22 protein-coding genes and 25 tRNA genes are annotated in these 22,627 nt (G+C 43.1%); 41 read left to right on the top strand and 6 right to left on the bottom strand.

Annotated features, from left to right (window positions below; translation table 11 throughout):
* Positions 1-94: 94 nt before the first annotated feature.
* The 10 genes from HWQ36_RS22775 to petJ all read left to right on the top strand — a co-directional run bounded on the left by HWQ36_RS22775 (position 95) and on the right by petJ (position 6,303).
* Entirely contained in the window at positions 95-316 is a 222-nt protein-coding gene (locus tag HWQ36_RS22775) for an addiction module protein (RefSeq protein ID WP_292706687.1), read from the top strand.
* The gene (locus HWQ36_RS22770) at positions 313-612 is read left to right on the top strand and encodes a type II toxin-antitoxin system RelE/ParE family toxin (RefSeq protein ID WP_292706686.1); all 300 of its coding nucleotides are present in this window, start codon (positions 313-315) and stop codon (positions 610-612) included. The genes HWQ36_RS22775 and HWQ36_RS22770 overlap by 4 nt, the downstream gene beginning before the upstream one ends.
* An 89-nt stretch (positions 613-701) precedes the next feature.
* The gene (locus tag HWQ36_RS22765; protein WP_292706684.1) at positions 702-1,574 is read left to right on the top strand and encodes a proline iminopeptidase-family hydrolase; all 873 of its coding nucleotides are present in this window, start codon (positions 702-704) and stop codon (positions 1,572-1,574) included.
* 320 nt (positions 1,575-1,894) lie between these two features.
* Positions 1,895-2,023, top strand: a complete 129-nt coding sequence (locus tag HWQ36_RS22760) for a hypothetical protein (protein ID WP_292706683.1) — start codon at positions 1,895-1,897, stop codon at positions 2,021-2,023.
* A 39-nt stretch (positions 2,024-2,062) separates the two neighbouring features.
* On the top strand, positions 2,063-2,971 hold the full coding sequence (locus HWQ36_RS22755; protein WP_292706681.1) for a sugar ABC transporter permease: 909 nt from the start codon (positions 2,063-2,065) through the stop codon (positions 2,969-2,971).
* The gene (locus HWQ36_RS22750) at positions 2,968-3,795 is read left to right on the top strand and encodes a carbohydrate ABC transporter permease (protein WP_292706679.1); all 828 of its coding nucleotides are present in this window, start codon (positions 2,968-2,970) and stop codon (positions 3,793-3,795) included. The genes HWQ36_RS22755 and HWQ36_RS22750 overlap by 4 nt, the downstream gene beginning before the upstream one ends.
* Positions 3,796-4,073: 278 nt before the next feature.
* Positions 4,074-4,289, top strand: a complete 216-nt coding sequence (locus HWQ36_RS22745) for a hypothetical protein (protein ID WP_292706677.1) — start codon at positions 4,074-4,076, stop codon at positions 4,287-4,289.
* A gap of 133 nt (positions 4,290-4,422) precedes the next feature.
* Positions 4,423-4,914, top strand: a complete 492-nt coding sequence (gene psbV / locus HWQ36_RS22740) for a photosystem II cytochrome c-550 (protein ID WP_292706675.1) — start codon at positions 4,423-4,425, stop codon at positions 4,912-4,914.
* A 384-nt stretch (positions 4,915-5,298) separates the two neighbouring features.
* Positions 5,299-5,718 carry a plastocyanin gene (petE, locus tag HWQ36_RS22735; RefSeq protein ID WP_292706673.1) on the top strand — a complete coding sequence of 140 codons (420 nt, stop codon included), beginning with the start codon at positions 5,299-5,301 and terminating at the stop codon, positions 5,716-5,718.
* A gap of 240 nt (positions 5,719-5,958) precedes the next feature.
* Positions 5,959-6,303, top strand: a complete 345-nt coding sequence (gene petJ / locus HWQ36_RS22730) for a cytochrome c6 PetJ (RefSeq protein WP_292706672.1) — start codon at positions 5,959-5,961, stop codon at positions 6,301-6,303.
* Positions 6,304-6,481: 178 nt separating this feature from the next.
* On the opposite strand, the gene HWQ36_RS22725 is transcribed toward petJ, so the two are convergent.
* Positions 6,482-7,990, bottom strand: a complete 1,509-nt coding sequence (locus HWQ36_RS22725; RefSeq protein ID WP_292706670.1) for a hypothetical protein — start codon at positions 7,988-7,990, stop codon at positions 6,482-6,484.
* Between the two features lie 612 nt (positions 7,991-8,602).
* Here HWQ36_RS22725 and HWQ36_RS22720 point away from each other — a divergent pair.
* Both HWQ36_RS22720 and HWQ36_RS22715 read left to right on the top strand, forming a co-directional pair.
* On the top strand, positions 8,603-9,298 hold the full coding sequence (locus tag HWQ36_RS22720) for a triacylglycerol lipase (RefSeq protein ID WP_292706669.1): 696 nt from the start codon (positions 8,603-8,605) through the stop codon (positions 9,296-9,298).
* Between the two features lie 291 nt (positions 9,299-9,589).
* Positions 9,590-10,249: a cytochrome b N-terminal domain-containing protein gene (locus HWQ36_RS22715; protein ID WP_292706667.1), complete on the top strand. Its 660-nt coding sequence runs from the start codon at positions 9,590-9,592 to the stop codon at positions 10,247-10,249.
* Positions 10,250-10,479: 230 nt separating this feature from the next.
* Here the strand turns inward: HWQ36_RS22715 and HWQ36_RS22710 are convergent, their stop codons facing one another.
* Positions 10,480-12,390: a cation:proton antiporter gene (locus HWQ36_RS22710; protein WP_292706665.1), complete on the bottom strand. Its 1,911-nt coding sequence runs from the start codon at positions 12,388-12,390 to the stop codon at positions 10,480-10,482.
* Positions 12,391-12,717: 327 nt separating this feature from the next.
* On the opposite strand from HWQ36_RS22710, the gene HWQ36_RS22705 reads away from it, so the two are divergent.
* A tRNA-Glu gene (locus HWQ36_RS22705) sits at positions 12,718-12,790 on the top strand.
* Between the two features lie 81 nt (positions 12,791-12,871).
* Here HWQ36_RS22705 and HWQ36_RS22700 read toward each other — a convergent pair.
* From HWQ36_RS22700 to HWQ36_RS22690, 3 genes are all read right to left on the bottom strand, one after another.
* The gene (locus tag HWQ36_RS22700; protein ID WP_292706664.1) at positions 12,872-13,480 is read right to left on the bottom strand and encodes an SRPBCC family protein; all 609 of its coding nucleotides are present in this window, start codon (positions 13,478-13,480) and stop codon (positions 12,872-12,874) included.
* Between the two features lie 8 nt (positions 13,481-13,488).
* Positions 13,489-15,507 carry a GAF domain-containing protein gene (locus tag HWQ36_RS22695; protein WP_292706663.1) on the bottom strand — a complete coding sequence of 673 codons (2,019 nt, stop codon included), beginning with the start codon at positions 15,505-15,507 and terminating at the stop codon, positions 13,489-13,491.
* Positions 15,508-16,529: 1,022 nt separating this feature from the next.
* Positions 16,530-16,865 carry a hypothetical protein gene (locus HWQ36_RS22690; RefSeq protein ID WP_094347436.1) on the bottom strand — a complete coding sequence of 112 codons (336 nt, stop codon included), beginning with the start codon at positions 16,863-16,865 and terminating at the stop codon, positions 16,530-16,532.
* Between the two features lie 71 nt (positions 16,866-16,936).
* Here HWQ36_RS22690 and HWQ36_RS22685 point away from each other — a divergent pair, with 71 nt between their 5' ends.
* From HWQ36_RS22685 to HWQ36_RS22675, 3 genes are all read left to right on the top strand, one after another.
* Positions 16,937-17,188, top strand: coding sequence for a hypothetical protein (locus HWQ36_RS22685; protein WP_292706659.1), 252 nt, complete (start codon positions 16,937-16,939; stop codon positions 17,186-17,188).
* A gap of 113 nt (positions 17,189-17,301) precedes the next feature.
* Positions 17,302-17,808, top strand: a complete 507-nt coding sequence (locus HWQ36_RS22680) for an HNH endonuclease (RefSeq protein ID WP_292706698.1) — start codon at positions 17,302-17,304, stop codon at positions 17,806-17,808.
* Between the two features lie 16 nt (positions 17,809-17,824).
* The gene (locus tag HWQ36_RS22675) at positions 17,825-18,214 is read left to right on the top strand and encodes an alr0857 family protein (RefSeq protein ID WP_292706657.1); all 390 of its coding nucleotides are present in this window, start codon (positions 17,825-17,827) and stop codon (positions 18,212-18,214) included.
* 164 nt (positions 18,215-18,378) lie between these two features.
* Here HWQ36_RS22675 and HWQ36_RS22670 read toward each other — a convergent pair whose 3' ends face one another.
* Positions 18,379-19,215, bottom strand: a complete 837-nt coding sequence (locus HWQ36_RS22670; RefSeq protein WP_292706655.1) for a polysaccharide deacetylase family protein — start codon at positions 19,213-19,215, stop codon at positions 18,379-18,381.
* A gap of 196 nt (positions 19,216-19,411) precedes the next feature.
* Here HWQ36_RS22670 and HWQ36_RS22665 point away from each other — a divergent pair, with 196 nt between their 5' ends.
* From HWQ36_RS22665 to HWQ36_RS22545, 25 genes are all read left to right on the top strand, one after another.
* Complete coding sequence (locus HWQ36_RS22665) at positions 19,412-19,606, top strand: hypothetical protein (protein WP_292706653.1); 195 nt, start codon at positions 19,412-19,414, stop codon at positions 19,604-19,606.
* 328 nt (positions 19,607-19,934) lie between these two features.
* Positions 19,935-20,056: transfer RNA gene (locus HWQ36_RS22660), tRNA-OTHER, on the top strand.
* A 3-nt stretch (positions 20,057-20,059) separates the two neighbouring features.
* Positions 20,060-20,132, top strand: a tRNA-Cys gene (locus HWQ36_RS22655).
* 10 nt (positions 20,133-20,142) lie between these two features.
* A tRNA-Ile gene (locus HWQ36_RS22650) sits at positions 20,143-20,217 on the top strand.
* Between the two features lie 3 nt (positions 20,218-20,220).
* Positions 20,221-20,292 (top strand) — tRNA-Trp (locus HWQ36_RS22645).
* Between the two features lie 121 nt (positions 20,293-20,413).
* Positions 20,414-20,484: transfer RNA gene (locus HWQ36_RS22640), tRNA-Glu, on the top strand.
* 8 nt (positions 20,485-20,492) lie between these two features.
* Positions 20,493-20,575, top strand: a tRNA-Tyr gene (locus tag HWQ36_RS22635).
* Between the two features lie 4 nt (positions 20,576-20,579).
* Positions 20,580-20,669: transfer RNA gene (locus HWQ36_RS22630), tRNA-Ser, on the top strand.
* A 4-nt stretch (positions 20,670-20,673) separates the two neighbouring features.
* A tRNA-Arg gene (locus HWQ36_RS22625) sits at positions 20,674-20,748 on the top strand.
* Positions 20,749-20,769: 21 nt separating this feature from the next.
* Positions 20,770-20,844 (top strand) — tRNA-Phe (locus tag HWQ36_RS22620).
* Between the two features lie 6 nt (positions 20,845-20,850).
* Positions 20,851-20,925, top strand: a tRNA-Asn gene (locus HWQ36_RS22615).
* 150 nt (positions 20,926-21,075) lie between these two features.
* A tRNA-Gln gene (locus HWQ36_RS22610) sits at positions 21,076-21,148 on the top strand.
* Between the two features lie 3 nt (positions 21,149-21,151).
* A tRNA-Gln gene (locus HWQ36_RS22605) sits at positions 21,152-21,227 on the top strand.
* Positions 21,228-21,233: 6 nt separating this feature from the next.
* Positions 21,234-21,310 (top strand) — tRNA-Leu (locus HWQ36_RS22600).
* 6 nt (positions 21,311-21,316) lie between these two features.
* A tRNA-Leu gene (locus HWQ36_RS22595) sits at positions 21,317-21,394 on the top strand.
* A gap of 97 nt (positions 21,395-21,491) precedes the next feature.
* Positions 21,492-21,569 (top strand) — tRNA-OTHER (locus HWQ36_RS22590).
* A gap of 6 nt (positions 21,570-21,575) precedes the next feature.
* A tRNA-Pro gene (locus HWQ36_RS22585) sits at positions 21,576-21,648 on the top strand.
* Between the two features lie 4 nt (positions 21,649-21,652).
* Positions 21,653-21,725 (top strand) — tRNA-Leu (locus HWQ36_RS22580).
* 10 nt (positions 21,726-21,735) lie between these two features.
* Positions 21,736-21,812: transfer RNA gene (locus HWQ36_RS22575), tRNA-Met, on the top strand.
* Between the two features lie 8 nt (positions 21,813-21,820).
* A tRNA-Thr gene (locus HWQ36_RS22570) sits at positions 21,821-21,893 on the top strand.
* Between the two features lie 4 nt (positions 21,894-21,897).
* A tRNA-Gly gene (locus HWQ36_RS22565) sits at positions 21,898-21,969 on the top strand.
* Positions 21,970-21,974: 5 nt separating this feature from the next.
* Positions 21,975-22,050, top strand: a tRNA-Val gene (locus HWQ36_RS22560).
* A 6-nt stretch (positions 22,051-22,056) separates the two neighbouring features.
* Positions 22,057-22,130: transfer RNA gene (locus HWQ36_RS22555), tRNA-Arg, on the top strand.
* A 38-nt stretch (positions 22,131-22,168) separates the two neighbouring features.
* Positions 22,169-22,242 (top strand) — tRNA-Ala (locus HWQ36_RS22550).
* 6 nt (positions 22,243-22,248) lie between these two features.
* Positions 22,249-22,322 (top strand) — tRNA-His (locus tag HWQ36_RS22545).
* Positions 22,323-22,627 lie beyond the last annotated feature (305 nt).

Raw genomic sequence — 22,627 nt, 5'->3', positions numbered from 1 at the left:
AAGAACCCCGACTTTTCAAAAAAGTCGGGGTTCTGGGGATCTGATTGAGCAATGACTTAAAATTGTAGATGTTAGTCAACAATAGCGAATAACTATGAATCCCCTATTAAACGTTGATATTTCCCAATTAACTGTATCCGAACGAATACAACTTGCAGAGGATTTATGGGATAGCATTCTCACTGACACGAATGCAGTAACTCTGAGCGAAGAGCAAAAACAAGAATTGGATAGGCGTTTAGAAACACATCGTCAAAACCCAAACCAGGGTTCAACCTGGGAAGAGGTTAAGCAAAGACTGGGTTTTTCTCAATGATTTATCAGTTAATTATTAGCCGAGAAGCAGAGCTTGATATCCAAGATGGTTTTGAATGGTACGAGCAACGTAGTTCTGGATTAGGTTCAGAATTTGTACGTGCTGTCGATAGCAGTTTAGCATTAATCGGACGTAACCCTTTAGCTTATCCTCAAGTTTATCGACAAGTCCGACGAGTTTTAATACGTCGATTTCCTTATGGAGTGATGTATATTTTGTCACAAGATGTAATTACTATTATCGCCTGCTTTCACGTCAAACGCGACCCTAAACAATGGCAGGATAGAAATATTTGAAAGTCTGCCGACCGCTCAACAAAACTATACACAATCAAAAGCGATCGCGTAATTGAGTATATTTATCTCAGCATTAAAAAACTAACTTTATGACTGTAACTTCTGCCATTGAAGACTTTATTTCATTCCGTGGTTATCAGGTATGGTATTGTATCGTTAAACCAGATCGAGAAGATTCTGGCAAGCTACCACTACTGTGTCTTCACGGTGGGCCAGGAGTACCCCACGACTACTTAGAACCATTAGAAGCGATCGCCGCAACGGGAAGGCAAGTTATATTTTACGATCAATTAGGGTGTGGAAATAGCGATCGCCCCACAGATCCAAACTTATATTCCATAGATTTGTTCAAAGAAGAACTTTTCGCCATCCGCAGTGCCTTAAATTTAGACCAAATTCATCTTTTTGGGCAATCATGGGGTGGTTGTTTGGCACTAGAACACGCCCTTTCTCAACCGACTGGATTAGTCAGTCTTGTTCTAGCTAGCACGCCTTCTAGCATTCAACAATTTGTTACTGAAGCTTATAGCCTAATGAATGATTTGCCAATCGAAGTACAAGAGGTAATTCGCAAGCACGAAGCCGATGGTACTACTCAAGGCCATGAATACAAACAGGCAATGGAGGTATTCAATCATTCTTTTCTTTGCCGAATAGACCCTTGGCCCAGCAGTTTAACCAGAGCCTACAGTAAAGTTGGTACAGACTTTCGGGGTGCTGGCAAAATCATCGACTGGAATATTCAAGACCGCCTCGGTGAAATTGTTGTGCCGACACTGCTACTTTCAGGTCGCTACGATGAAGTTACACCCACTTGTGTTGAAACAGTTCACCGGGGTATTTCTGGCTCTGAGTGGGTAATGTTTGAAAATAGTTCACACATGCCTCATCTCGAAGAGACAGAAAGATTCTTACAAGTCTTGGACGAATTTTTGAATCGTGTCGAAGGTCATGCTGATTGATCTATTTCTTACTCTTGAGACTTAACCTTTTTAATAAACACTTGATAGTCTTAAAACTTGCCAAGTGGAGCGAAAGATAAAATAACACTACAAAAAAAAGACAAGTTTAAATATAGGCGATCGCTATTACTCCTATACTTCTTAGTAGCAGTTTGCGAGGATTAAAATATAGCATCTTTCTAAACTTATTTTTCCAACACTGCCAAAAGGAGCGAGCGCCATTTTTATGAGGCTATTGCTAATCCAATCCTGATTCTAATTTCAGAGTTTCTAACTTAGGATTATTCACACTCATTCTCTTATACCAATTCTGTATGAAGATGCATTTAATTTTTTTAACGAACCGCCAAGAACGCCAAGAGCGCCAAGGTAAGAGTTTGAGAGAGTTTGGCGCAGCTTCACAAAGAAACGGTATTACCCCGGATTTCTCACAGCAGTACGATAAATAATCTAGTCGGGTTAGTGCCCGATTAAACGGAGGTTCTGTAGTGTTTGAAATCAACAGACGGCAAAGTAACCCCAGGTGGAATATCACTGAAGACTTGGCTGGGTATATGTTCATGATGCCTACCATTCTAGTTTTAGGGACTTTTGTCGTTTTACCCATTCTCTACGCCGTTTTTCTTTCCTTGCAAAAAGTTCAACTTCTCGGCGGTATTGAGTACGAGTTCATCGGTTTTCAAAACTTCACGCGATTAGCTGAAGATGAAAGGGTTTGGATTGCTTTGAGAAATACAGCACAATATGTAGCAATTGTTGTGCCAACTCAAACAATCTTAGCTTTAATTCTGGCGGTAACTCTCAATTCTGGGATTCGTGGTAAAAACTGGTGGCGCATCCTCTACTTTTTGCCTACAGTAACCTCTTCAGCAGTGCTAACGCTGATCTTTATGTGGATTTATAACACTGATGGGCTACTAAACGATTTTCTCGCTTTTATGGGGCTACCTACTTATAACTGGTTGGGCGATCCAGCAGTTGCGCTCAAAGGCATTATGATCATGAACATTTGGTCAACTGCGCCGTTTTTCATGGTGATTTATCTGGCGGCGTTGCAAGACATCCCCCAAACACTTTATGAGGCGGCGGAACTCGATGGCGCAAATGGGTGGAAGCAATTTATCCACATTACCCTTCCCTTGCTTAAGCCTGTAACCTTCTTTGTGATAGCAGTGGGGGTGATTGGGACTTTTCAACTTTTTGACCAGTCTTACATCTTTTCTGGGGGTACTGGCGGCCCAAATAACGCTACTTTAACGGTGGTGCTGCTAATTTACCAAGCTGTGTTTCGGAATTTACAAATGGGATATGCAGCTGCGATCGCATTTTTGTTAGCAGCCGTCATCATTGCCATCACTTTGATTCAACGGCGACTTTTTGGAGGCGAACGGATTTGACTAAAATCTCTGGCTTAAAAGTCTTGTTATACGTCTTGCTGACACTTTATGCGATCGTTACCCTAATTCCCTTTCTCTGGGCACTTTCAGCATCATTTAAGCCCCTATCAGAGATTGTCAGTGGTGAACCCAACTTTCTCCCCAAGAATTTTACTTTTGACAACTACAGGCAAATCTTTCTCCAAGAACCGTTATTTTGGCGCTGGTTGTTCAACAGTGTGGTAATTGCCATCAGCGTCACGCTTTTAAACTTGTTGTTAAATTCAATGGCTGGTTATGCCTTGGCAAGACTGCGTTTTGTGGGCAAGCGCTTTTGGTTCTTTCTAATCTTGGCAGTATTAGCAGTACCAGCACAAATCACCCTAATTCCGACATTTTTGATTTTGAAAGCGATCGGCTGGCTGAATTCTTACCAAGGCATGATTGTACCTAGCATGGTTAATGCCACTTTCATCTTCATGATGCGGCAATTTTTCGTTAATTTTCCTAAAGAACTAGAAGAAGCCGCTCAACTTGATGGCTTAAATACCTTTGGAATTTTCCGATATATTGTTTTACCTTTAGCAAAACCAGCACTAGCAGCGCAGGCAGTTTTTGTGTTCATGGGGAGTTGGAATAATTTTTTACTGCCCATAGTTATCCTATTTGACCCAGAAATGTTTACCCTCCCTTTGGGGCTGAACACCTTCAAAGGTCAATACATCAGCTATTGGAACTACATTATGGCAGCTTCTATGGTGTTTACCTTGCCAGCTTTAGGTATTTACGCCTTTTTTAATCGTTACTTTATTCAAAGGGTCACCTTCACCGGGGGAAAAGGTTAATAGCCGTAGGGCATTGGGAATGGGGCATTGGGCATTGGGCATTGGGTATTGGGTATTGGGAATGGGGTATTGGGAATGGGGCATTGGGCATTGGGCATGGGTTATTAATTATTCTTCCAACTCCCTCATCTTTCTCATCTCCCTCACTCCCTCACTCCCTCATCCCCCCTATTCCCCATTCCCCATTCCCCAAACAGTATTTTGGGCAACAAATTGCACTCCTAACGTGATATTGGTATTACAGCGACTCAATCTCTATCTATCAGTTAACAAGCATTATGGGTTTTGCAGACCTATCGATCGCAGAGATAGCAGCCGACTACAGCATATCTGTAGAAAAAGTGTTTTCTCTGTGCAACCAACTGGGAATCGCCTACAAACACCAAAAGACCCGTTTGGCGTTAGAAGATGCAAAGGCAATTATTTCCCAAATATCGTTTGAAACACACCCAAAAGGTACTAGCGACTTGGTGGGTGATGACGAGGACACCTAAAGGGTGATCTTGGGCTTTAGCTAATCATCAGATAGCTAATGACAAAAAACAATGAGTCATTAGCAATTAGCAGCTTGGAGATTGAGAATCGCTTTCTTAGCTGTGTTGAGCGTCAAAATTTTTAAGGGGAAACATGTTTAGAAGACTCATTGGCGTTGTTGTGGCCACTGTTTTACTCTCGTTTCAGTTGCTTGTCGGTAGCGCGACAGCAGTGGAATTGGACAAAGCTACCCGAACAGTGCCATTAAATACTCAAGGTGAAGTTACCGTACTCAGCCTTAAACAAGTAAAAGAAGGCAAACGCTTATTTAATTACGCTTGCGCCCAATGTCATGCTGGGGGAGTTACTAAGACAAACCAGAACGTAGGACTGACTCCAGACGATCTGGCACTGGCAACACCCAACCGTAATAACATTGAAGGCTTGGTGGATTACCTGAAAAATCCCACTACTTACGACGGAGAAGAAGAGATTTCCGAAATCCACCCCAGCATCAAGAGTGCAGATATTTTCACAGCAATGCGAAATCTGACTGATGATGACTTGGAAGCGATCGCTGGTCATATTCTCATACAACCCAAAATCGTTGGCACTAAGTGGGGAGGCGGAAAAATCTATTACTAAAGCCTGGAACTAATTCATTGGGAATAGGGCATTGGGAATAGGGCACTTGTACCGAGCGACTTGTGCCGAGCCTGTCCTGAGCGTAGCCGAAGGGCGAAGTCGAGGTAAGTCGAAGTATTGGGCATTGGGAAGAGACAAAAAAGACAAGGAAGATGGGGGAGATAAGGGAGAGATTTATTTAATAATTCCCCCTTGTCCCCTCATCTCCCTCATCCCCCCACTCCCTATTCCCCATTCCCCATTCCCCACTGATTTCACAGCTTTTTGCAATAAATTGCTCCCTATATATTAAAAAAAAATTGTATCTATGACAGATTGTCATATTTAGTGTTGATTTTATTTAAAATGAGAAAGGAAAAAAAAATTGTTTGTTAGGAGAGAGCCATGAAATTGATTTCGGCAAGCTTGCGACGCTTTAGTTTAGCTGTATTGACAATCATTTTAGTTGTTAGCAGTTTCGCAGTTTTTACTCCCAGTGCTTCTGCTGAAACCTTCCAGGTTAAATTGGGTAGCGATAAAGGACTACTAGCATTTGAACCGAAAAAGTTGACAATTAAACCAGGTGACACAATTGAATGGGTAAACAATAAAGTTCCTCCCCACAACGTTGTGTTTGATGCAGCCAAAAACCCCACTAAGAGCGCCGATTTAGCAAAATCTCTGTCTCATAAGCAGTTACTGATGGCTGCTGGTAAAAAGGAAACAACCACTTTCCCCGCAGACGCACCTGCTGGTGACTACACCTTCTACTGCGAACCTCACCGTGGTGCTGGCATGGTTGGTACAATCACTGTCCAAGGTTAGAAACGTCCTCGTAGAAGATGATTTCTCTCTGTGAAATTACCTCATAGCAACACGCCACGCTCCTAGAGTGACGCACACAATGGATAAATGGCGGTAACGATTCCTATCCCCCCTAAAACGCTAAACAATCTGTAGCGATTGAGAGATGGACTCGTTACCGCCAATTTTGATCAAATCTGACTTAATCAGGGATTAATCACGTTTATACTCTTGCTGGAGGCTTGTTGCGAGGAAATTCTCTTGAGAATACTTTTATTAATCTTAATGTTAGCGATCGCTCTATTCAAATCGACATTCATTAGTCCAGCACTAGCTGCCGAAACATCCAACGGTGCTAAAATTTTCGAGGCTAACTGCGCTTCTTGCCATATAGGTGGCGGCAATATCCTGATTAGCCAGAAAACCTTGAAAAAGGAAGCATTGTCAAAGTACCTAGAAAATTATAATAGCGACTCGATCGAGGCAATTATCCACCAAGTGCAAAATGGCAAAAATGCCATGCCTGCCTTTAAAGGAAAGTTAAGTGCTGAAGAGATTCTAGAGGTAGCTGCTTACGTTTTTCAGAATGCAGAACAAGGCTGGTAAAGTTATAGCAGTTTTCAATGGTATGGAATATAGATTACTCTTAGGGGGCAGCAATACTCATACGTATCAGCCGCTACGCGAATACCCATCACATATTCAGGGCGGGCAGGATGCCCACCCCACAAGATGGATAATTTATTTTTTGTCAGTCCCTTAATCTCAAATCACCAGCAAGTGATTATTTTTCGGGATTAGACTTGTCTCTGTTTTCCTTCACTTCACGTAACCGTTCTACTAATTTTTTATCTGATTCAGTAGAGGGTGTAGCTTGAATATTATTGACTCTCGGTAGCACTAAGGGTTCCGAAGTATTAGCTGTCGATGAAGGTGCGATCTGGTTATTTCTGATTCGCAATTCAGATAATGGTTTGGGGGTAGCTGTCGGTGATAGCACAGGTTGATTGCCATTCACTCCCGGTGCAGCTAATGGTTTAAGAATACCTGTCGATGAAGGCGAGATCGGGTTATTTCTGATTCGCAGTTCAGGAAATGGTTTAGAAGTAGCTGCTGGTAAAGGGGTAAGCTGATTGTTATTGATTCCCGGTCTAGATAAGGGAGTAGTACCAGTGGTGTTGCTAGTGTTGTTTTGGAAACGTAGGTTAAATGGATAGGAACTGATCCGTTTATCTCCCTTGGGGGATTGCTTGTTAAAGTATTCCCTGGCTTTTAGTTGCAATTCCGGGGAAACTAGCTTGTCTTGAAACTTGATATCTAGAACCTTACCATCAGGATCTACCACTAATACACCCAGAACAGCGCCTTGAAGATTCGGCTTATCTGTGGATAGTGTTTGGCGGATGACTGGTTTTTGTTCAGCATTAGGGTATTGTTGCTGGACTTCTTTTCTCAGGTTTGTGTAAGAATCTAGCTGTGCAGTTGCCAACTCAGTCCCTTTTCGAGATAAATCGGGCGCTTGTGACGCGGTTCCCCTAATTAAGGTTAAGCTATCCCCAGCCCTTGGAGATTTTAAAGAATTTATAAGCTGGTTTTGAGTCATGTTAGACGCATTATTAATCGGCTGCGTCATTTGTGGAGTGATATTTCCTTGTACTGGTGTAATGGGGTTAGTGTTAGAGAGGTTCTGAGATTGGGCATTTTGCAGAATATCATTAGGTATTTGCTGTGACTGCAATACTGGCAACCTATTTACATCTAACGGCTTAGATGCCTCGTATTTGGTATCACTCACATTCACACGAGGAACTGATGGAGAGAATTTGGGGCTGCTATTGAATTTAGAATTATCAAATTTAGAAGCATCAAATCGCAAATTATTACTAGGAATCATCCGCAAAGACTGTCTTGTAGGCAATGAGGAGACTCGATAGTTATTCGATGATGGGGGTAGCGGAGGCAGTACTAGTTGACTGCCGGATGGCGGTGCTGCCAATGGGGGCAATCCCGTTTGGGCACTAAAGTTAGGGGCAGAAAGTGGCGCTATTGGAGGAAGTTGTTGTAAACCAATTTTGGGGCTACTTTGTGGCAAACGGCTTTGATCCGCTTGACTCAGTTCTAAAAGCCCGACGCTTTTTGATGATGCTGTATCTTTGGGTTTGCTAGAATCCATAGGCATCAATGGTACAATCATGGCGATCGCACCGTGGATGCCAAGAGAAGCTATAGCCGCTATCCCAATTGGCTGGCTTAAGAGTTCTGGTATATTTCTAAACAGGGAGACGTAAGACATAACTGTTATCGTTCACTCAGGTCAGTTGCAGTTGATTAGCGATTTTATCTTTCCGACTATATTGCAAAATATCGCAATATATGCGTCCCTCTAAGGAAATAATAATTTCCTCTCATGGCAATGAAAACGCCAAAATTGCCATTTATTCAGGTTTGTAATTGTTTAATAACGCTGGTTCATATCTTCAAATTTGAGCTTGCTAAAGAGATATTTGAAAAATGACTATTTTTTATTTTTATGATGCACGCAATTAAAATTAATATCTGAGATATTTATTAAAGTTTAAGTCAAGGTACAAGTCTGAGTACATTAAAACATCTGCTGAAGTTGCTTTATTTTTCTACGCTTTTCCAGTCAATTAGGCTTCTGTAACAGATGGCACATTTGCTTGTCCGAGACTAGTCCCTATCTGAAGATACTACCACATCAACAGCCCGGAAAACTGTTGCAAATTGTACAATTTTATTGACATTCTAGTTCTAAACGCCACCAAAGCTATTTGGGTTTTTCTAAAAGGAGTTCAGTTGGGCGATCGCAATTATAGCTTTTGATTTTTGACTACTTCTTCGTAAAAAAGTTTCAAACCCTCAATCATTGCATCCAAAATTTAAAATGCCGTTACCGACAGTTATTGTACCGGGATATCTAGAAAGTGCGATCGCTTACCGCCAACTAGAACAATCCTTACAACAGTTAGATTTTCCCACGGTTACAGTCCCACTGCGACGGCGCGACTGGCTACCCACTATTGGCGGAAGACCTGTAACACCGATTCTACAAAAACTTGACCTGACAATCAAGCAGACATTGCAGCAATATAATGCTACCCAAATTAACTTAATTGGTCACTCAGCCGGAGGTTGGATATCCCGCATCTACATGGGAGAAAAGCCCTATTTGGTAAGCAGTAACACTAAACCCTCGCTCTGGAAAGCGCATCCTTTGGTTGCTACTCTCATCACCTTGGGTACACCCCATATTAGCCAAGAACGCTGGACACGCTCAAATCTAGATTTTGTCACCAATAACTACCCAGGAGCTTTTTACAAAAACGTTCGTTACGTTTGTGTGGCTGGCAAAACTATCTTTGGGGAAAAGCGGCGTGGTAGCTGGTTAGCTTACAGTAGTTACCAATTAACCTGTGGTAAGGGCAACACTTGGGGAGATGGCATCACACCAATTGAAGCTGCTCACCTAGAAGGTGCAGAAAATCTGGTAATTGAAGGTGTGAGACATTCTCCGAGAAGTCCTGGAATTTGGTATGGCTCACCAGAACCCTTAAAAGCTTGGGTGCAATATTTGATTTAACTAATTAGGACTTACTTAAGGAGGCAGGAGGCAGTCCCGATGAAACAAGTTTCAAAAGCCTTGCATGAAAGTGGGACTAGGGACTGGGATTTTTACTCAGCACTCAGCACGGGCTAAACGCCCCGCTACCGCTAACAGCACTCAGCACTTTCAAGTCAGGAGGCAGGCTAGTTAGCTTATCGAAAACATTAGAAAAATTTATTTTTATTTGAAAAGTGCAACATCTATTAATATTTCTTAGTTAAAATTAGAAAAGAATAAATACCTAGTTAAGAACAGGAGGGGTGAGCTATGCAAAGCACCCAGTTCGATAGGATTATGCGACGAATAGCGACGATATTATCAGTCGTGATTTTGACTTTGTGCTTAATTTATGTTTCTACGGGAGTAATGCTTTCTTTTTACTATGAACCGACAGCAGGCGGTGCTTATAACTCCTTAAAGATGATTAATACACAAGTGCCATACGGCTGGTTATTTTGGAGAGCGCATAACGTTGCTGGTAACGGGGTAATTGCGATCGCTCTGATTCAAATTGTAGTGATGTTTTTAGGTCGCCAATTCCGCAAGAGTTGGCTGACTGCTTGGATTAGCGGGATTTTGTTGACCTTAAGTGCGATCGGGCTGGACTGGACAGCGATGATCCTAGATTGGACTCAGGTAGGATACTGGCGTTTTAACATTGAATTGGGAACCATCGAAGCTATTCCTTTTATTGGTGGACAACTGCGCGAAATCCTAACTGGGGGTGGAGCAATTAACACAGTTACTGTCGAACACCTTTACACAATACATAGTTATCTCATTTCAGTGGCGACACTAATTCTTGCCATAGTACATTTATCTGCTTTACTGTGGCAGGAATGGGAAATGTATCAAGAAGCGCCAAGACCAGAAATTGGTAATTTACAACAACCACCAGAAGGCGAATTTATTCCTTCCCAAAGCTAATAAAGCAGGAAAGGAGGCAGGGGGATGAGGGCAGGGGGCAAGCCTATAAATTTATGGGCTTGATCTTGGACACATTATTTCTTATGCTATGCATCTCGTTCGCGCAGCGTGCCGTAGGCATAATAAATATTTAACATTAAGCATAAACAAATTTATTTGCTCTGAAACCCTCTATTGCTGGGAAATTACAGCATCTCCCCTTGCTCCCCCTGCCCCCTGCCCCCATCCCCTCATCCCCCAGAAGCCTCACTAGCGGACAATTGGACGAGGGATAGGTCTTCAACCTCCGCTAACTTTTCTAGAGATAGGGGAGTGGATTGGGTAGCACCAGATAAGCGTTTTAAAAGGCTAGGTCTGGGGTCATGCAACAGATAAATAATGCGATCGCCAATTTCCCAATCTTGGTTAACTGGCATTACCTGTAAGCGTTCTTCTCGTTCTACCAATAGCGGTATCAACACCCCAGTCCGAATCTTCTCTTGGATGCGATCGCACTGAGTAGAAAATTCCAACTCATTTAGCGTAGTTGTCCCCAGTTTGACTCGCCCATCATTTAAATATTCATTCCAAGTTTTAATCGCTAAGTCTGGGATAAAAGCTTGATTAACTTTATTACTAACCGAAATACTTGCTTGCGGATCGCGCGGGAAAACAGCTAAAACACGCGGTGGCTTAAATTCCTCGGCTGCTCGTTGAGCCAAAACAAAATTCACCTCACCATTACTTGTCATCGCCAAAAAAGTCCCCATAGAAGCAAGTCCCGCCTCTTCCAAAACAGCAGCATCCAACCCACTGCTAGCAATCACCCGCAAATTTTGCGCTTCAGCTTGCACAAGACATTCGGGGTCAGTATCAATCATCACCACATTTTCTCCCCGTTCTTGAAAGAATCGGGCAATTAAAAGACTTAAGGGATTACAACCTACAATCACTACCCCAGTTACATCCTTAGAGGTAATTTGCAGCCATTTAGCAATCCAGCCAGCTGTTAGCCCTTGGCAGACAACAGTCATGATAATTGTCAAGAAGACTAAAGCTTTGATGGAATCACCGCCGTTAATGCCACGCTGGGTAAGGGAAATTGCAAAAAAAGAAGCTACAGAAGCGGCAACAATTCCTCTAGGAGCAACCCAGCTTAAAAATAGTTTCTGTCGCCAATTTAAATCACTGTTCCAGGTACACAAGAGGATATTAATCGGGCGAACGACAAACATTAATACCAAAACAGTCAATAAACTACCCCAACCCAAAGCAAACACACTGGCAATGGATAGATCGGCAGCTAATAAGATAAATAGCACCGAGACGCTGAGAATTGTTAGCTGACCCTTAAAGCTACGTAATAGACGTTCTTCTGGGACTGAGGAATTAGCAAAGACTGCTCCTGCAACAACTGTCGTCATCACTCCCGATTCACTGCGGATAATTTGCGATAAGGTAAACAGACTCCAAAGTATCGCCAATACCACTAAGTTTTTTAGCTCGAATGACAGAAAACTGGCGCGTTTGAAAATCAAGCTCATCAGATAACCGCCAGCACCACCAATTGCCGCACCAACGCCCAGACGTATTAGTAAACCAACGATCGCATTAATGGGGTCAGCATCGCCGTTCAAAATAGTATCAAGGACAACGAAGGCAAGGATCGCTCCTACAGGGTCAATTAAAATCCCTTCCCCTTCTAAAAGTGTTGCCACTTGTCGATCTACATTGATTTGTTTGAGCAAAGGGCCAACGACGGTTGGGCCTGTCACCACAACGATGGAAGCATAGAGAAAAGCTATTTTCCAGGGAAATTCACCCAGCCAATGGGCAGCCATACTGCCACCAAGCAGTGTGATTAGCGTTCCTAGAGTGACGAGCAATTGCAGACTGACTGAAACTCTGCCTAACTCTCGCAGATCCAAATTAAGTCCGCCTTCAAACAAAATTATTGCAGTTGCTAGGGCGACAATAACTTCCAATCCAGTGCCTAGCGCATGGGGATGCAACAGCCCTATGCCATCAGAGCCAAATAATATGCCTAACAGCAATAACAAGACGATGCTGGGTATGCGAAAGTATGCAGCCAGCACTTGAGCGCTAATGCCTGCAAAAACAGCGATCGCCATCTGTAGGGTAATTTCAAAAGATGCTTCCATGTTGTAGATTTTGAGTGATTTATTTCAAAATCTTTGGTAAAAAATCGTAGATATTAACTCTACAGGGTACAACATCATACCCTTTTGTCCCTTGCAGAATTTACCGTTTTTTCTATCTGAGCTTCTCTCGAAGTTCCCAGCACCAGACGCTGATGCACCCTGCGGCTTCCCACAGGAGCTTCTATAGAATTCTTTTTGTGTCTTCATTTCTTTGTATCCTTTTCAAGCTCTAACCTCCACCCAGTTTAGCTGCCACAAACTTTCTTTCGCAAAAGCTGTTGACAACACCTGGGAAATTAGTTATTTTATAAAAGGTCTGAGTCTGATGCCCCCATCGTCTAGAGGCCTAGGACACCTCCCTTTCACGGAGGTAACGGGGATTCGAATTCCCCTGGGGGTACTGAAAAAGTAGAAGTGGAATCTTTCTACGAGTTGATAAATGAAAACGATCGTTCAGAAATAACCCTGAACGATCGTTTAGTCATACATACGGTTCTTTACTAGCTAACTCTTCTACACGTTGGTGAATAGCCACAAGATTTAACCGTAGGTCTTTGCTCAGGCGGTTTTCAATGATTCCTACTGGCATCGTGAGTTTAGGCCAAACTTGAATTGTGTAGCAGAGGTTTGTTCCTACATACTCATTGAGGGAATAAGGCTCTAAGCACCAGCTACCAGAAAAGCCTTTAAAATCTCCCTCTACCATGCGGAAATTAATTTCTTTGGGGAAGCATTCTTCCAAATCTAGAACCACCCGCGCTGAAAATTTGAAATTCAGTAAGCGCTGGGAGCCTACTTGCTCCAGTCTAATTCCACCGTTGGGATGTTCGATTAACCGACTCTTAGCAAGGTTGGGGAGAAAGTCAGGCAAGGCTTCATAATCTGTCAAAACCTTCCAAATTTTTTCCACTGGTTGGGGAATTTGGACTTTGGCGCTGATTTGTCGCTGTCGCTCTGCTATTTTCTGAATTTGAACTTCTACCTTAGCTGCTAAAGCGACTAGATCGGCATTCAAATCTTCTTCAACGTTGGTGTCATCACTAGAAGACTGAAAATCAAGGTTCTCTGTTGCGTTCTGTTCTTTAGTCACGTTCAGAATTATGGTTTGCTTTCGTCAGAAAACTGCGGCAGAGTCAGGGTGAAGCAAATTTCGCTTTGTTCAGAATCCGAGATTGGGAGACTCTCAACTGCGATCGCTCCATTCAAATGCTGCACTAAAGACTTGACTAAAGCAAGTCCCAAGCCAGTCCCTGGAGTCCAGCGCCCTTTTCCGCGACGGAATTTGTCAAAAATGTAGGTTGCTTCTTCTTGGGAGATGGCATGTCCTGTATTCGTCACCTTTATGATAACTTGATCGATTTGTTGATCGACTCGGTGAACAGCTTCTAAATGGACGGTGGTATCATGCTGCGAGTATTTACAGGCATTAGTTAACAACTCTTGCAGGATGCGGTCAAAACTCTCCAGTTCCGTTTGCAGTTTTAGCGATTCCTCTGGTAAATCTACAGAAATCTTTAATCCCTTCTCTGCGAGTTTCTTCTCAAAAGCCGCCATTATATCCTGAATTCTAGTATTTAAATCTATAGATTCTAATTGTGGAGCTTCGTGAGGCGACTCTAGTTTCTGGAGTGTCAACAAGTCATTAATCAAGTTGATTTCCTTTGTGCATTCCTGCTCTAGGATATCCATGTATCTAATTTGACGTTCTGGTGCAATTCCTGGCAAACGTAAGTTCCGAATGGACATCAGCATATTTGTCAAAGGATAGCGTAAGCGATCGCTCATGTTGCTCAAAAATTCATCTTTGAGTTCATTGAGTTTCCGCAGCTGATCAACATATTGCCGGGTTCTTTCATGCAACTTTGCCTGGAGTTCCAGACTACTCTGGAGTTTCGCTGTCCGCTCATCTACCAAAGTTTGTACTTGGCGTAATGTCTGTGACTGAATTATGGCGTTACTTACTTGAGCGCAAACCATTTCCACAAGATTTAATTCGGCTGCTTGCCAACTGCGAGTGATAGCTTGCTGTAGCACCAAAAATCCTAATATTTTACCTTGACTTTCTAATGGCACTAATAAGACGGCAGGCAATTGCTCTATTGCAAATAATGGAGCTACCGAAGTATCATTTTGCTCTATATAGTTATCAAAGATGACTGCTTTTCCAGAATCTATGAAGGGACGTTGGCATAAACCACACTCCGAAAGCAAGAAAGACTGATTTTCTAAGGTATCTGGTTTATTAGTGCGAGAAATTTGTGTTGCTTTAGCCCATTCACCAACCACTCTAGCTTTCGCTTTCGGAATTTGTTTTTTAGCTTGAGTCCTAAATAGTGGATCAGTATATTTTAGTAGTATAAGTAAACCTCGATCTGCCTGTAGAGATTCGGCGGTAGAGGCGATAACTAACTGGAGCATTTGATTAAGCTCCAAGTTACTACGACTCAGTAATGTTAATTGCTTGATCAAGCTTTGATACTGATCGCCTTTTTGCAGATACTGTTGTTGATGAGTAATTAGTTTAGCTTGCGCCACTTGAGAAAAAGCGATCGCACAAGCAAATTCCACCTCTTTGAGCAGTTGTTTTTCTGATTCACTCCAATCATAAGGTTGGAATTTAATCAGACTAATTACCCCATTATTATTGCCACCAAACCTGGTGGGAATTGCCAAAACAGCTTTTATGGGTAGTGGTAAATACTGACAGCCGATTACCAGACTCTTCTGAATGATAGAAATATCTTCAATAGTCAATGGTTCAGCAGCACATTGCAGTACTGGCGAGTGCATAAGCAACTGTTCCATCGAAAACATTTCTTCTGGATGTGGCAATCCTAGATACTCATCAGCACACCAATTAATAGTAGTTGCTTCGTCGGATGTTTCACCCGTTACTGAAACCAAACAGCAACAATCTACTTGAAAAGCAACTCCTAGCAATTGGGCAATCTCTTGCAATATCAATGCCGTAGCTGAGGTATTGGCGATGATTTGATTAATCTTTGGTACCAACTGGCGGGCAGTTTCTTCCTGATGCTGCATCAGCTTGACTTGGTAAGTTTGTAGTCGATCTACGTCATCTACGTACTGTCTCGGCGACCATAAAGGCTTTTTCATTCTTGGCACGCCCTTGGATAATAACCCCATTGTTTTTGCACCCAACCCCTTGGCATATTCTTCACCGTTAGTTGTGTTGCGACACCTTGATAATTGACAAATCTTATATGAATACTTTCTCTCACCTGTTATAGCCCTTTTCTATGGCAGATGGTCAAGTTGCTGCTATATAAAGCAAATTGCTACATAGGTAGTGAGATACTTAGGATATTCTAAAATGACCCAGCCTGATTATTTTTGGCAGCTTTATCTTCTTTATATTGAGATAATTAACTAACTTTGATTTAGAATATCCTGTCTGTAAGTATACATAAACCGTAATTTCTCTGGAATCTCAGGAAAACCCCCCAGTCATAACCGTAAAAACACTGGATTTATTTTAAGAATTTTGTAAAATTTTGTTTTTATTGTAGTCCTTTAACTAGCTACCCTTTGCTCTGTGTTGCTTTCAATCAAATATAACTAAGCCAGAGCGTCAAACCAATTTTAGATTTTGGATTTTGGATTGAAAAAGATGCAAGGGAGTTCTTAGCTAGGAGCAAGAGGCAAGGGAGCATGAAGAAGAGACAAGGAAGAGGAGGAGACGGAGAGACTTGTTCAATAATTCCCCCTTGTCCCCCTGCTCCCCTGCCTCTTCGTTGAAAGAGACTACTGTCTTAGTTCGGGGCGGGGCATGAACCAATAAATCTAAAATATAAAATTCGCATCTCCTCAGAATTCCCTTTTATAAGCTACAAATCTTAACAATAAGTTTTACTCATTGGAGAAAATAAAGCTAAATTCTGAATGCAGCCCAATTATTCAGTAATAAGACTTACGTACTGAAAACCTGAAACCTCGTTTGCGTAGCCACACTATCCCTTAACAAACGCCAATTGCTCAACTTGGGTATCCCTAAGTGGAGCAATTGGCTTCCCTTAAACAGGGGGTATCTTAAAAGCCCCCTTTTTAAGGGGGTTGGGGGATCTCTTGTACGTAAGCCCTAAATAAAACAACTAGCCTGCATTGTCTGGATATTAAGACTATCCAGCCAAACTCTCGACACTCAGAGGAACCATATCGCCATTCCTCGTTAGTCCTAATAACATCGGTTCTTGAGGTTGAATTAGTTGACCTGTGAGTACACAACGTTCTTCTTGCTGGGCTGTAGCAGCTATGCTAGCTCGAATGTCCGATCGCGAAAACCGAGGCTTCCATTCACCTGATTTTTGCTGGACATAATTCCAAAGAATATCTCGAATTAGAGCTTGATATCCCTGATTCCCAGCAATTTCTTTAAGCTTATCTTTGAGTTCACGCTCTAGACGGATGCTGGTAACTTCCATATCGGTGGTAGGGGTGCGAGCGATCGTATGCATGACTATTTCTCCTTAAAAGTATAGACAGGATAGTAATACAAGTGTAGTATGTTTAAAGGAATGTTCAATAGGTGAAATTTTCTGTGAAATCCATTTTCCCCATCTCTACTTCAATTTTGTGCGCTACCAATTGCCGAGCCAGTTGGGAATCAGCTGCTATGGAAGTGGAGTATTTATTTATGGGCGATGGTAGCCGGAATCATGGGCAAATCACAGAGGGTAATTATGATTTTAGACATCTCAGCATAAGTGGGTTGATTGCAAAACCACAACTAGATGAAGAAAGCGGGGGGTACAGGCAAAGGAATGCTGTACCAATATGAGACCAGAAAGTTTTCCGGTCAATTCTAACCCCCGCTTCACTCAAACAGGAAGCGGGGGTTTTTTTATAAGGAGTGAAGCTGTGACGATATCTTCAATGCGCGGCGCGAACGCAATGCAAGTGTTAGAGCAATCTGTGGTGGTGTTTTCTCAAAATTACTTGCCACTGTGTCGGATCAATATCAAGCGGGCGATTGTGCTGTTAGTAACCAACAAAGCTCAACCGTTAGGTTTTACCACAGAAAGCGGATGGCGAGTTCACTCACCCAACTTGGTAATTGATGTGCCAAAACATATTCGCTTAACGATCGCTTCTAATGAGCGGATGTGGAAAGTTCCGCCAGTGAATCGGCGGGAAGTGTTGCGGCGAGATCATCACAGTTGCCAATATTGCAGTAGCGGCAAGCATCTAACGCTAGATCATGTGATGCCGCGCTCAAGAGGCGGTTCTCACACTTGGGATAACGTAGTCGCAGCTTGTGAGAGATGTAACTCCCGTAAAGGCGATCGCACCCTGTTTGAATCTGGTATGCAATTACGTACCAAACCAAAAGCGCCAATTCACCCCGCGATTTCTTTTGCCGAACAGTTTTGGATAGATATGCAAGCAAGCCTGGAATAGCAGGAGAGCATAAGGAATGCTGAAATTAACTTACACCGAAAGCAGTTTTGATTTGGAACGTCTCACTCTGTCGCTAGAAGAATGGGTAGCGCAACGAGTGATTTTGGCCCTGCGAGTTGGGCAAAGTTTGTGCATTGAACCCAGTACCGCTTCCTTTTTGCTCCCTGTTGATTTGCCAGGAGTAGAAGTGCTTAAGTCCGAGGTAAAAAGAGATGACAGAGAAATCATTGCCCTCTGTGCCTCCGATACCCAATATATGGAAGTCACTCTGCAAGGTTCTTGGCTATCAGATAGTTCTAAGGATGCTGTAGGTGTGTTTTTCACCACTATGAGCGATCGCGCTGAGTTCTTTTTGCACAAACTTTGGCAAGAAGCTCAAGCTTGTGCTTCTGTCATAAGCGAATAAACGATTTTGGATTTTGGATTTTAGATTTTAGATTTGTCCTGGCATTGAAATTCGGGGGCAACTTTTGAAGACAGTGCAAGAACAGACCTTTTGGATTTTGGATTATTCAATTCCAAAATCCAAAATTTAAAATCTAAAATTCGGTGAGTAAAATTTCTCACCCTTTATTGCGCCATTTGCAGCAATTCGGGAATTGTCACAAATCGATAGCCTTGCTGTTTAAGTCCAGTGATAATTTGTGGCAAAGCTTCTACAGTTCTGTAGCGATCGCCACCACCATCATGCATTAAAACAATAGAACCTGGTTTCGCGCCTTTCAAGACATTATTTACAAATGCTTGCGGTTTGGCGTGAGGGTCAGTATCAGCTGAAGTTAGCGACCACATAATTACAGCATCTTTCTGGCTTTTCGCATAAGCGGCTAGTCCGTTATTTAAAAAGCCTCCAGGAGGACGAAACAGAGCAGTTTTCACTCCTGTAGTTTTGTATATCAGGTCAGATGTGCGATCGATTTCACTCTTAGCTGTGGCTTCATCCATTCGCCGATACCAATGATGCCAAGTATGGTTGCCAATGGCGTGTCCCTCGGCTACCTCTTGCTTTGCGAGGTCAGGGTTTGCTTGTAAGGCTTGTCCTACCCAAAAGAATGTTGCTTTAACATCATTTTGCTTGAGGATATCTAGCATTTGTAGAGTTGTCTTTGGCCAAGGCCCATCATCAATGCTCAGAGCAATAACCTTTTCGTTGCTGCTGAGTTGAACCTTATAAACTGTTTTTCCTTGAAATTTAGCTGGGACTGTAAATGTAGGGTTTTCTACTTTAGCTGATGGCGGTAGTTGATCTTTTGCTGGCTCTTGAACTTGTGCAGTATGGCTTTTGCTTAAAGGCTTGTTCAACCCCAATTGTGGAGAAGTGCGTGGAGCAATACTACAAGCTGTAATACTAGAGGCGATCGCGACAAAACTAATTATCTTTTGTCGGTTGAGGTAGTTGTCTATCACGTCAGGCTTTTAAAAAACTCACCCAATCATAAGCTGTAGTTTGAGTTGTAAGAGGTATGAGCAAGTTCAAATCTAAGTGCAGAAGCTTTTTTAGACAATTTCAAAAAAACTTTCTAAAACCCCTTGACACCTCTTGTAGTATTATGTAGTATATTTGTAGTGAGGCGAAAGACAAAGCTTCTCAAGGGTCAAAGTTATGTTCTACATACAACTCAAACAGAGGTGCTGGAATAAACCAGAGCCTCCAGTCAAGAAAGCCACTTCTACTTGTAAACCATCTGAAGTAGAGGCAATCAACCAAAAAAGTTTTAAGTTTGCACTCAGCAAAACCACAGAATACATCCGTAATACACAACAGGCTTGCTACCTAGAATTTCGGTTGTTTTCCTAATAGTTTCTAACAGTAAAAAGTAAACTTTCTGAACCTTGAAAACTAAATAAGAAATGGGCAAGTTCACCAAAATTCTGTGCTTAAAAACCTAAAAGTTTAGGCACAGATTCAAAAAATCGGGGTGTAGCTCAACTGGCTAGTACCGCAAGGCGGAATTCGTAATTCGTAATTCGTAATTCGTAATTAACTGTTCGCAAGGGTTTCAGACATTCCAAATGGTAGGTTTATTTCCGCCGTGACGTACTAGAGCATTCCGTTGTCTGCGGAAATGTTGCGGGTAACCTGCGGGAAGCCGCTTTGCGTCTACAAATCCCGTCACCCTGGTTGTAGTTCTGTAGGCGAATAGTTTAAGCCGTCAGCTTACGGCAGTCGCTACAACGGAGAGAACCTCCGCAACTCGCTGCCTCCTCAAGCTGAAGATTGCGAGTGCGAATCTCGTCGGGACTTCCAAATGGCTGAGTAGCCAAGTGGTCGAAGGCGTTGGTCTGCAAAACCGACATCGTGAGTTCAAATCTCACCTCAGCCTTTGGTGCGATCGCAGTGTAGCTTAATGGTAAAGCCCCTGGCTCATAACCTGGTATATGCGGGTTCAAGTCCCGCCACTGCCACCAAATGCAGGGATGGTGTAACGGCAACACCTCGTGACTCCAAATCCGATGTTCTAGGTTCAAATCCTAGTCCCTGTGTCAGACAATTTTGGATTTTAGATTGCCGATAGCGTAGCGTTAGCGAGTCCGCGAACGTCTTTTAGATTAAATTTTTTAATCCAAAATCTAAAATTTAAAATCTAAAATTCAGCAAATTATGCCCTCGTGGACGAATGGTTAAGTCAGTGTTCTTTCAAAGCACAGATGCGAGTTCAATTCTCGTCGAGGGAATGATTTATGGGTCGGTGGCCGAGTCTGGCTGAAGGCGACAGTCTGTAAAACTGTTCTTTTTTGCACGCAGGTTCAAATCCTGCTCGACCCACTATGGAGAGGTGGCTGAGTGGCTAAAAGCGTCCTCCTGCTAAGAGGAAACGGGTAGTTAATACCCGTCGCAGGTTCAAATCCTGTTCTCTCCGTTTTGAGAGTGTGGTGTAACTGGATAACATCTCAGTCTACGAAACTGAGGACTTGAGGGTTCAAATCCCTCCACTCTCGTTACATAATCTCTTCTTTTATCCCTCGGTAGCTCAGTTGGTAGTTAGCGCCTGTCTGAAGAACAGGAGGTCGTCGGTTCGATTCCGACCTGGGGGGCTTCGTTGCCTCATAGCTCAATGGCAGAGCAAGCGGCTGTTAACCGCGCGGTTGTAGGTTCGAGTCCTACTGAGGCAGCCAATCATAATTCGTAATTACTAATTCGTAATTCGTAATTAAATAGCGGTTGATACCCAGGTTTCTATAAACGGCTTGTATCTTAGTCGGAGTTTAAATCCCTGTCACAAAACATAATTACGAATTACGAATTACGAACTACGAATTATTTAATGCCGGGTGGACGAATTGGTAAGTCGCATCGCTCTGAACGATGAGGTTGCAGGTTCAAACCCTGCCCTGGCAATACAGCCCTGTGGTGTAATTGGCAACATAGCGCCCTTTGAAGGCGAAGATTCCAGGTTCGACCCCTGGCGGGGCTGCCAAACTCTGCTCTTGTAGCCCAATTGGAAGAGGCTGCTGTCTCAAAAACGGTATGTTGTGGGTTCAATTCCCACCAAGAGTACCAAAACTTGCTCCTGTAGCCCAATTGGAAGAGGTGACAGACTTAAAATCTGTTTGGTTGTGGGTTCGACTCCCACCAGGAGTACCAATACTAATTCTTAATTCGTAATTCGTAATTCGTAATTAAGAAAGTCAGATTTAATCTAGGTTTGAATTTGTTGCCGGATTTTAGAGAATTGGTACAAACTCCCGTGGCGGAATGGAAGACGCACGCTTACCAAGGATCTTGTTTTTTACAGGTTCAAGTCCTGTCGAGAGTACCAAAATATCTGGGTGTGGCGCAGATGGGAGCGCGGGAGTTTTGGGAACTCCAGGTCGCAGGTTCAATCCCTGCCACTCAGACTTTGCCCTTGTAGCCCAACGGAAGAGGCGCTTCGCTTAGAACGAAGAGGTTGCTGGTTCAAATCCAGTCAGGGGTATTGGTGAATATGCGGGGATAGAGCAACGGTGGCTCGTCAGGCTCATAACCTGAACATCGGCAGGTTCGACTCCTGCCCCCGTCACCAAAATTTAGGCTGGTGTAGCTCAATTGGCAGAGCAACTGACTTGTAATCAGTAGGTTGCAGGTTCAATTCCTGTTACCAGCTTGATGCGAGTGTGATGTAATCGGTAGCATCTGAGTACGCCATACTCAGTGCGTGGGTTCAAGTCCCACCACTCGCTTGCGTAGTCCTGTAACTCAATTGGTAGAGTGTCTTCCTTACAAGAAGAATGTTGCGGGTTCGATTCCTGCCAGGATTACCAAATATTGGGAGTGTAGCTCAATGGAATAGAGCTTCGAGCTTCTACCTCGAAAGTTGTGGGTTCAAGTCCTACCACTCCCGCCTAAAAATGTCTTTAATTTTGAATTTTGAATTGTTATGGGGTCATAGCTCAAATGGCTAGAGCGCCTGCCTTGCAAGCAGGAGGTTATGGGTTCAATTCCCATTGATTCCACTGATGGTATCTGAGGCCAAAGTGGTCGAGGCGCTGGTTTGTGGAACCAGTCATAGCGGGTTCAAGTCCCGTCAGATACCCTTGAATGGAAGATGCCGCTGAATGGACGGCAACTGGTCTTGAAAACCAGGGTATGGGCAACTGTAGGGGTACCCTACGGGAAGCAAGCTACGATTCCTCCATCTTCCACTTATCCACCTGAAGCCGAAAAGTGAGGCGCTGTGCTGATAACACAGAAATAGGAGGGGCAGTACCTCCCAGGTGGATTTATATCTAGTGTTGGTGTAAGGCTTGCGATGTCAAAAATATACGATCGCACCGACTCATTTCGTGACATCTCCCACCACTGAACGGAGTACCGTTTCAGTGGGGGCTTCCAAGACAA

Source organism: Nostoc sp. NMS2 (assembly GCF_017115105.1).
Lineage (GTDB): Bacteria > Cyanobacteriota > Cyanobacteriia > Cyanobacteriales > Nostocaceae > Nostoc.
The sequence above is the reverse complement of the archived record's forward strand: the minus strand, read 5'-3'. Positions and strand labels throughout refer to the sequence as shown.

Coding starts and splice junctions, on each gene's coding strand:
- HWQ36_RS22775 (WP_292706687.1), top strand. CDS start 95: ATGAATCCCCTATTAAACGTTGATATTTCCCAATTAACTGTATCCGAA.
- HWQ36_RS22770 (WP_292706686.1), top strand. CDS start 313: ATGATTTATCAGTTAATTATTAGCCGAGAAGCAGAGCTTGATATCCAA.
- HWQ36_RS22765 (WP_292706684.1), top strand. CDS start 702: ATGACTGTAACTTCTGCCATTGAAGACTTTATTTCATTCCGTGGTTAT.
- HWQ36_RS22760 (WP_292706683.1), top strand. CDS start 1,895: ATGCATTTAATTTTTTTAACGAACCGCCAAGAACGCCAAGAGCGCCAA.
- HWQ36_RS22745 (WP_292706677.1), top strand. CDS start 4,074: ATGGGTTTTGCAGACCTATCGATCGCAGAGATAGCAGCCGACTACAGC.
- psbV (WP_292706675.1), top strand. CDS start 4,423: ATGTTTAGAAGACTCATTGGCGTTGTTGTGGCCACTGTTTTACTCTCG.
- petE (WP_292706673.1), top strand. CDS start 5,299: ATGAAATTGATTTCGGCAAGCTTGCGACGCTTTAGTTTAGCTGTATTG.
- HWQ36_RS22725 (WP_292706670.1), bottom strand. CDS start 7,990: ATGTCTTACGTCTCCCTGTTTAGAAATATACCAGAACTCTTAAGCCAG.
- HWQ36_RS22720 (WP_292706669.1), top strand. CDS start 8,603: ATGCCGTTACCGACAGTTATTGTACCGGGATATCTAGAAAGTGCGATC.
- HWQ36_RS22715 (WP_292706667.1), top strand. CDS start 9,590: ATGCAAAGCACCCAGTTCGATAGGATTATGCGACGAATAGCGACGATA.
- HWQ36_RS22710 (WP_292706665.1), bottom strand. CDS start 12,390: ATGGAAGCATCTTTTGAAATTACCCTACAGATGGCGATCGCTGTTTTT.
- HWQ36_RS22695 (WP_292706663.1), bottom strand. CDS start 15,507: ATGAAAAAGCCTTTATGGTCGCCGAGACAGTACGTAGATGACGTAGAT.
- HWQ36_RS22690 (WP_094347436.1), bottom strand. CDS start 16,865: ATGCATACGATCGCTCGCACCCCTACCACCGATATGGAAGTTACCAGC.
- HWQ36_RS22680 (WP_292706698.1), top strand. CDS start 17,302: ATGCAAGTGTTAGAGCAATCTGTGGTGGTGTTTTCTCAAAATTACTTG.
- HWQ36_RS22675 (WP_292706657.1), top strand. CDS start 17,825: ATGCTGAAATTAACTTACACCGAAAGCAGTTTTGATTTGGAACGTCTC.
- HWQ36_RS22665 (WP_292706653.1), top strand. CDS start 19,412: ATGTTCTACATACAACTCAAACAGAGGTGCTGGAATAAACCAGAGCCT.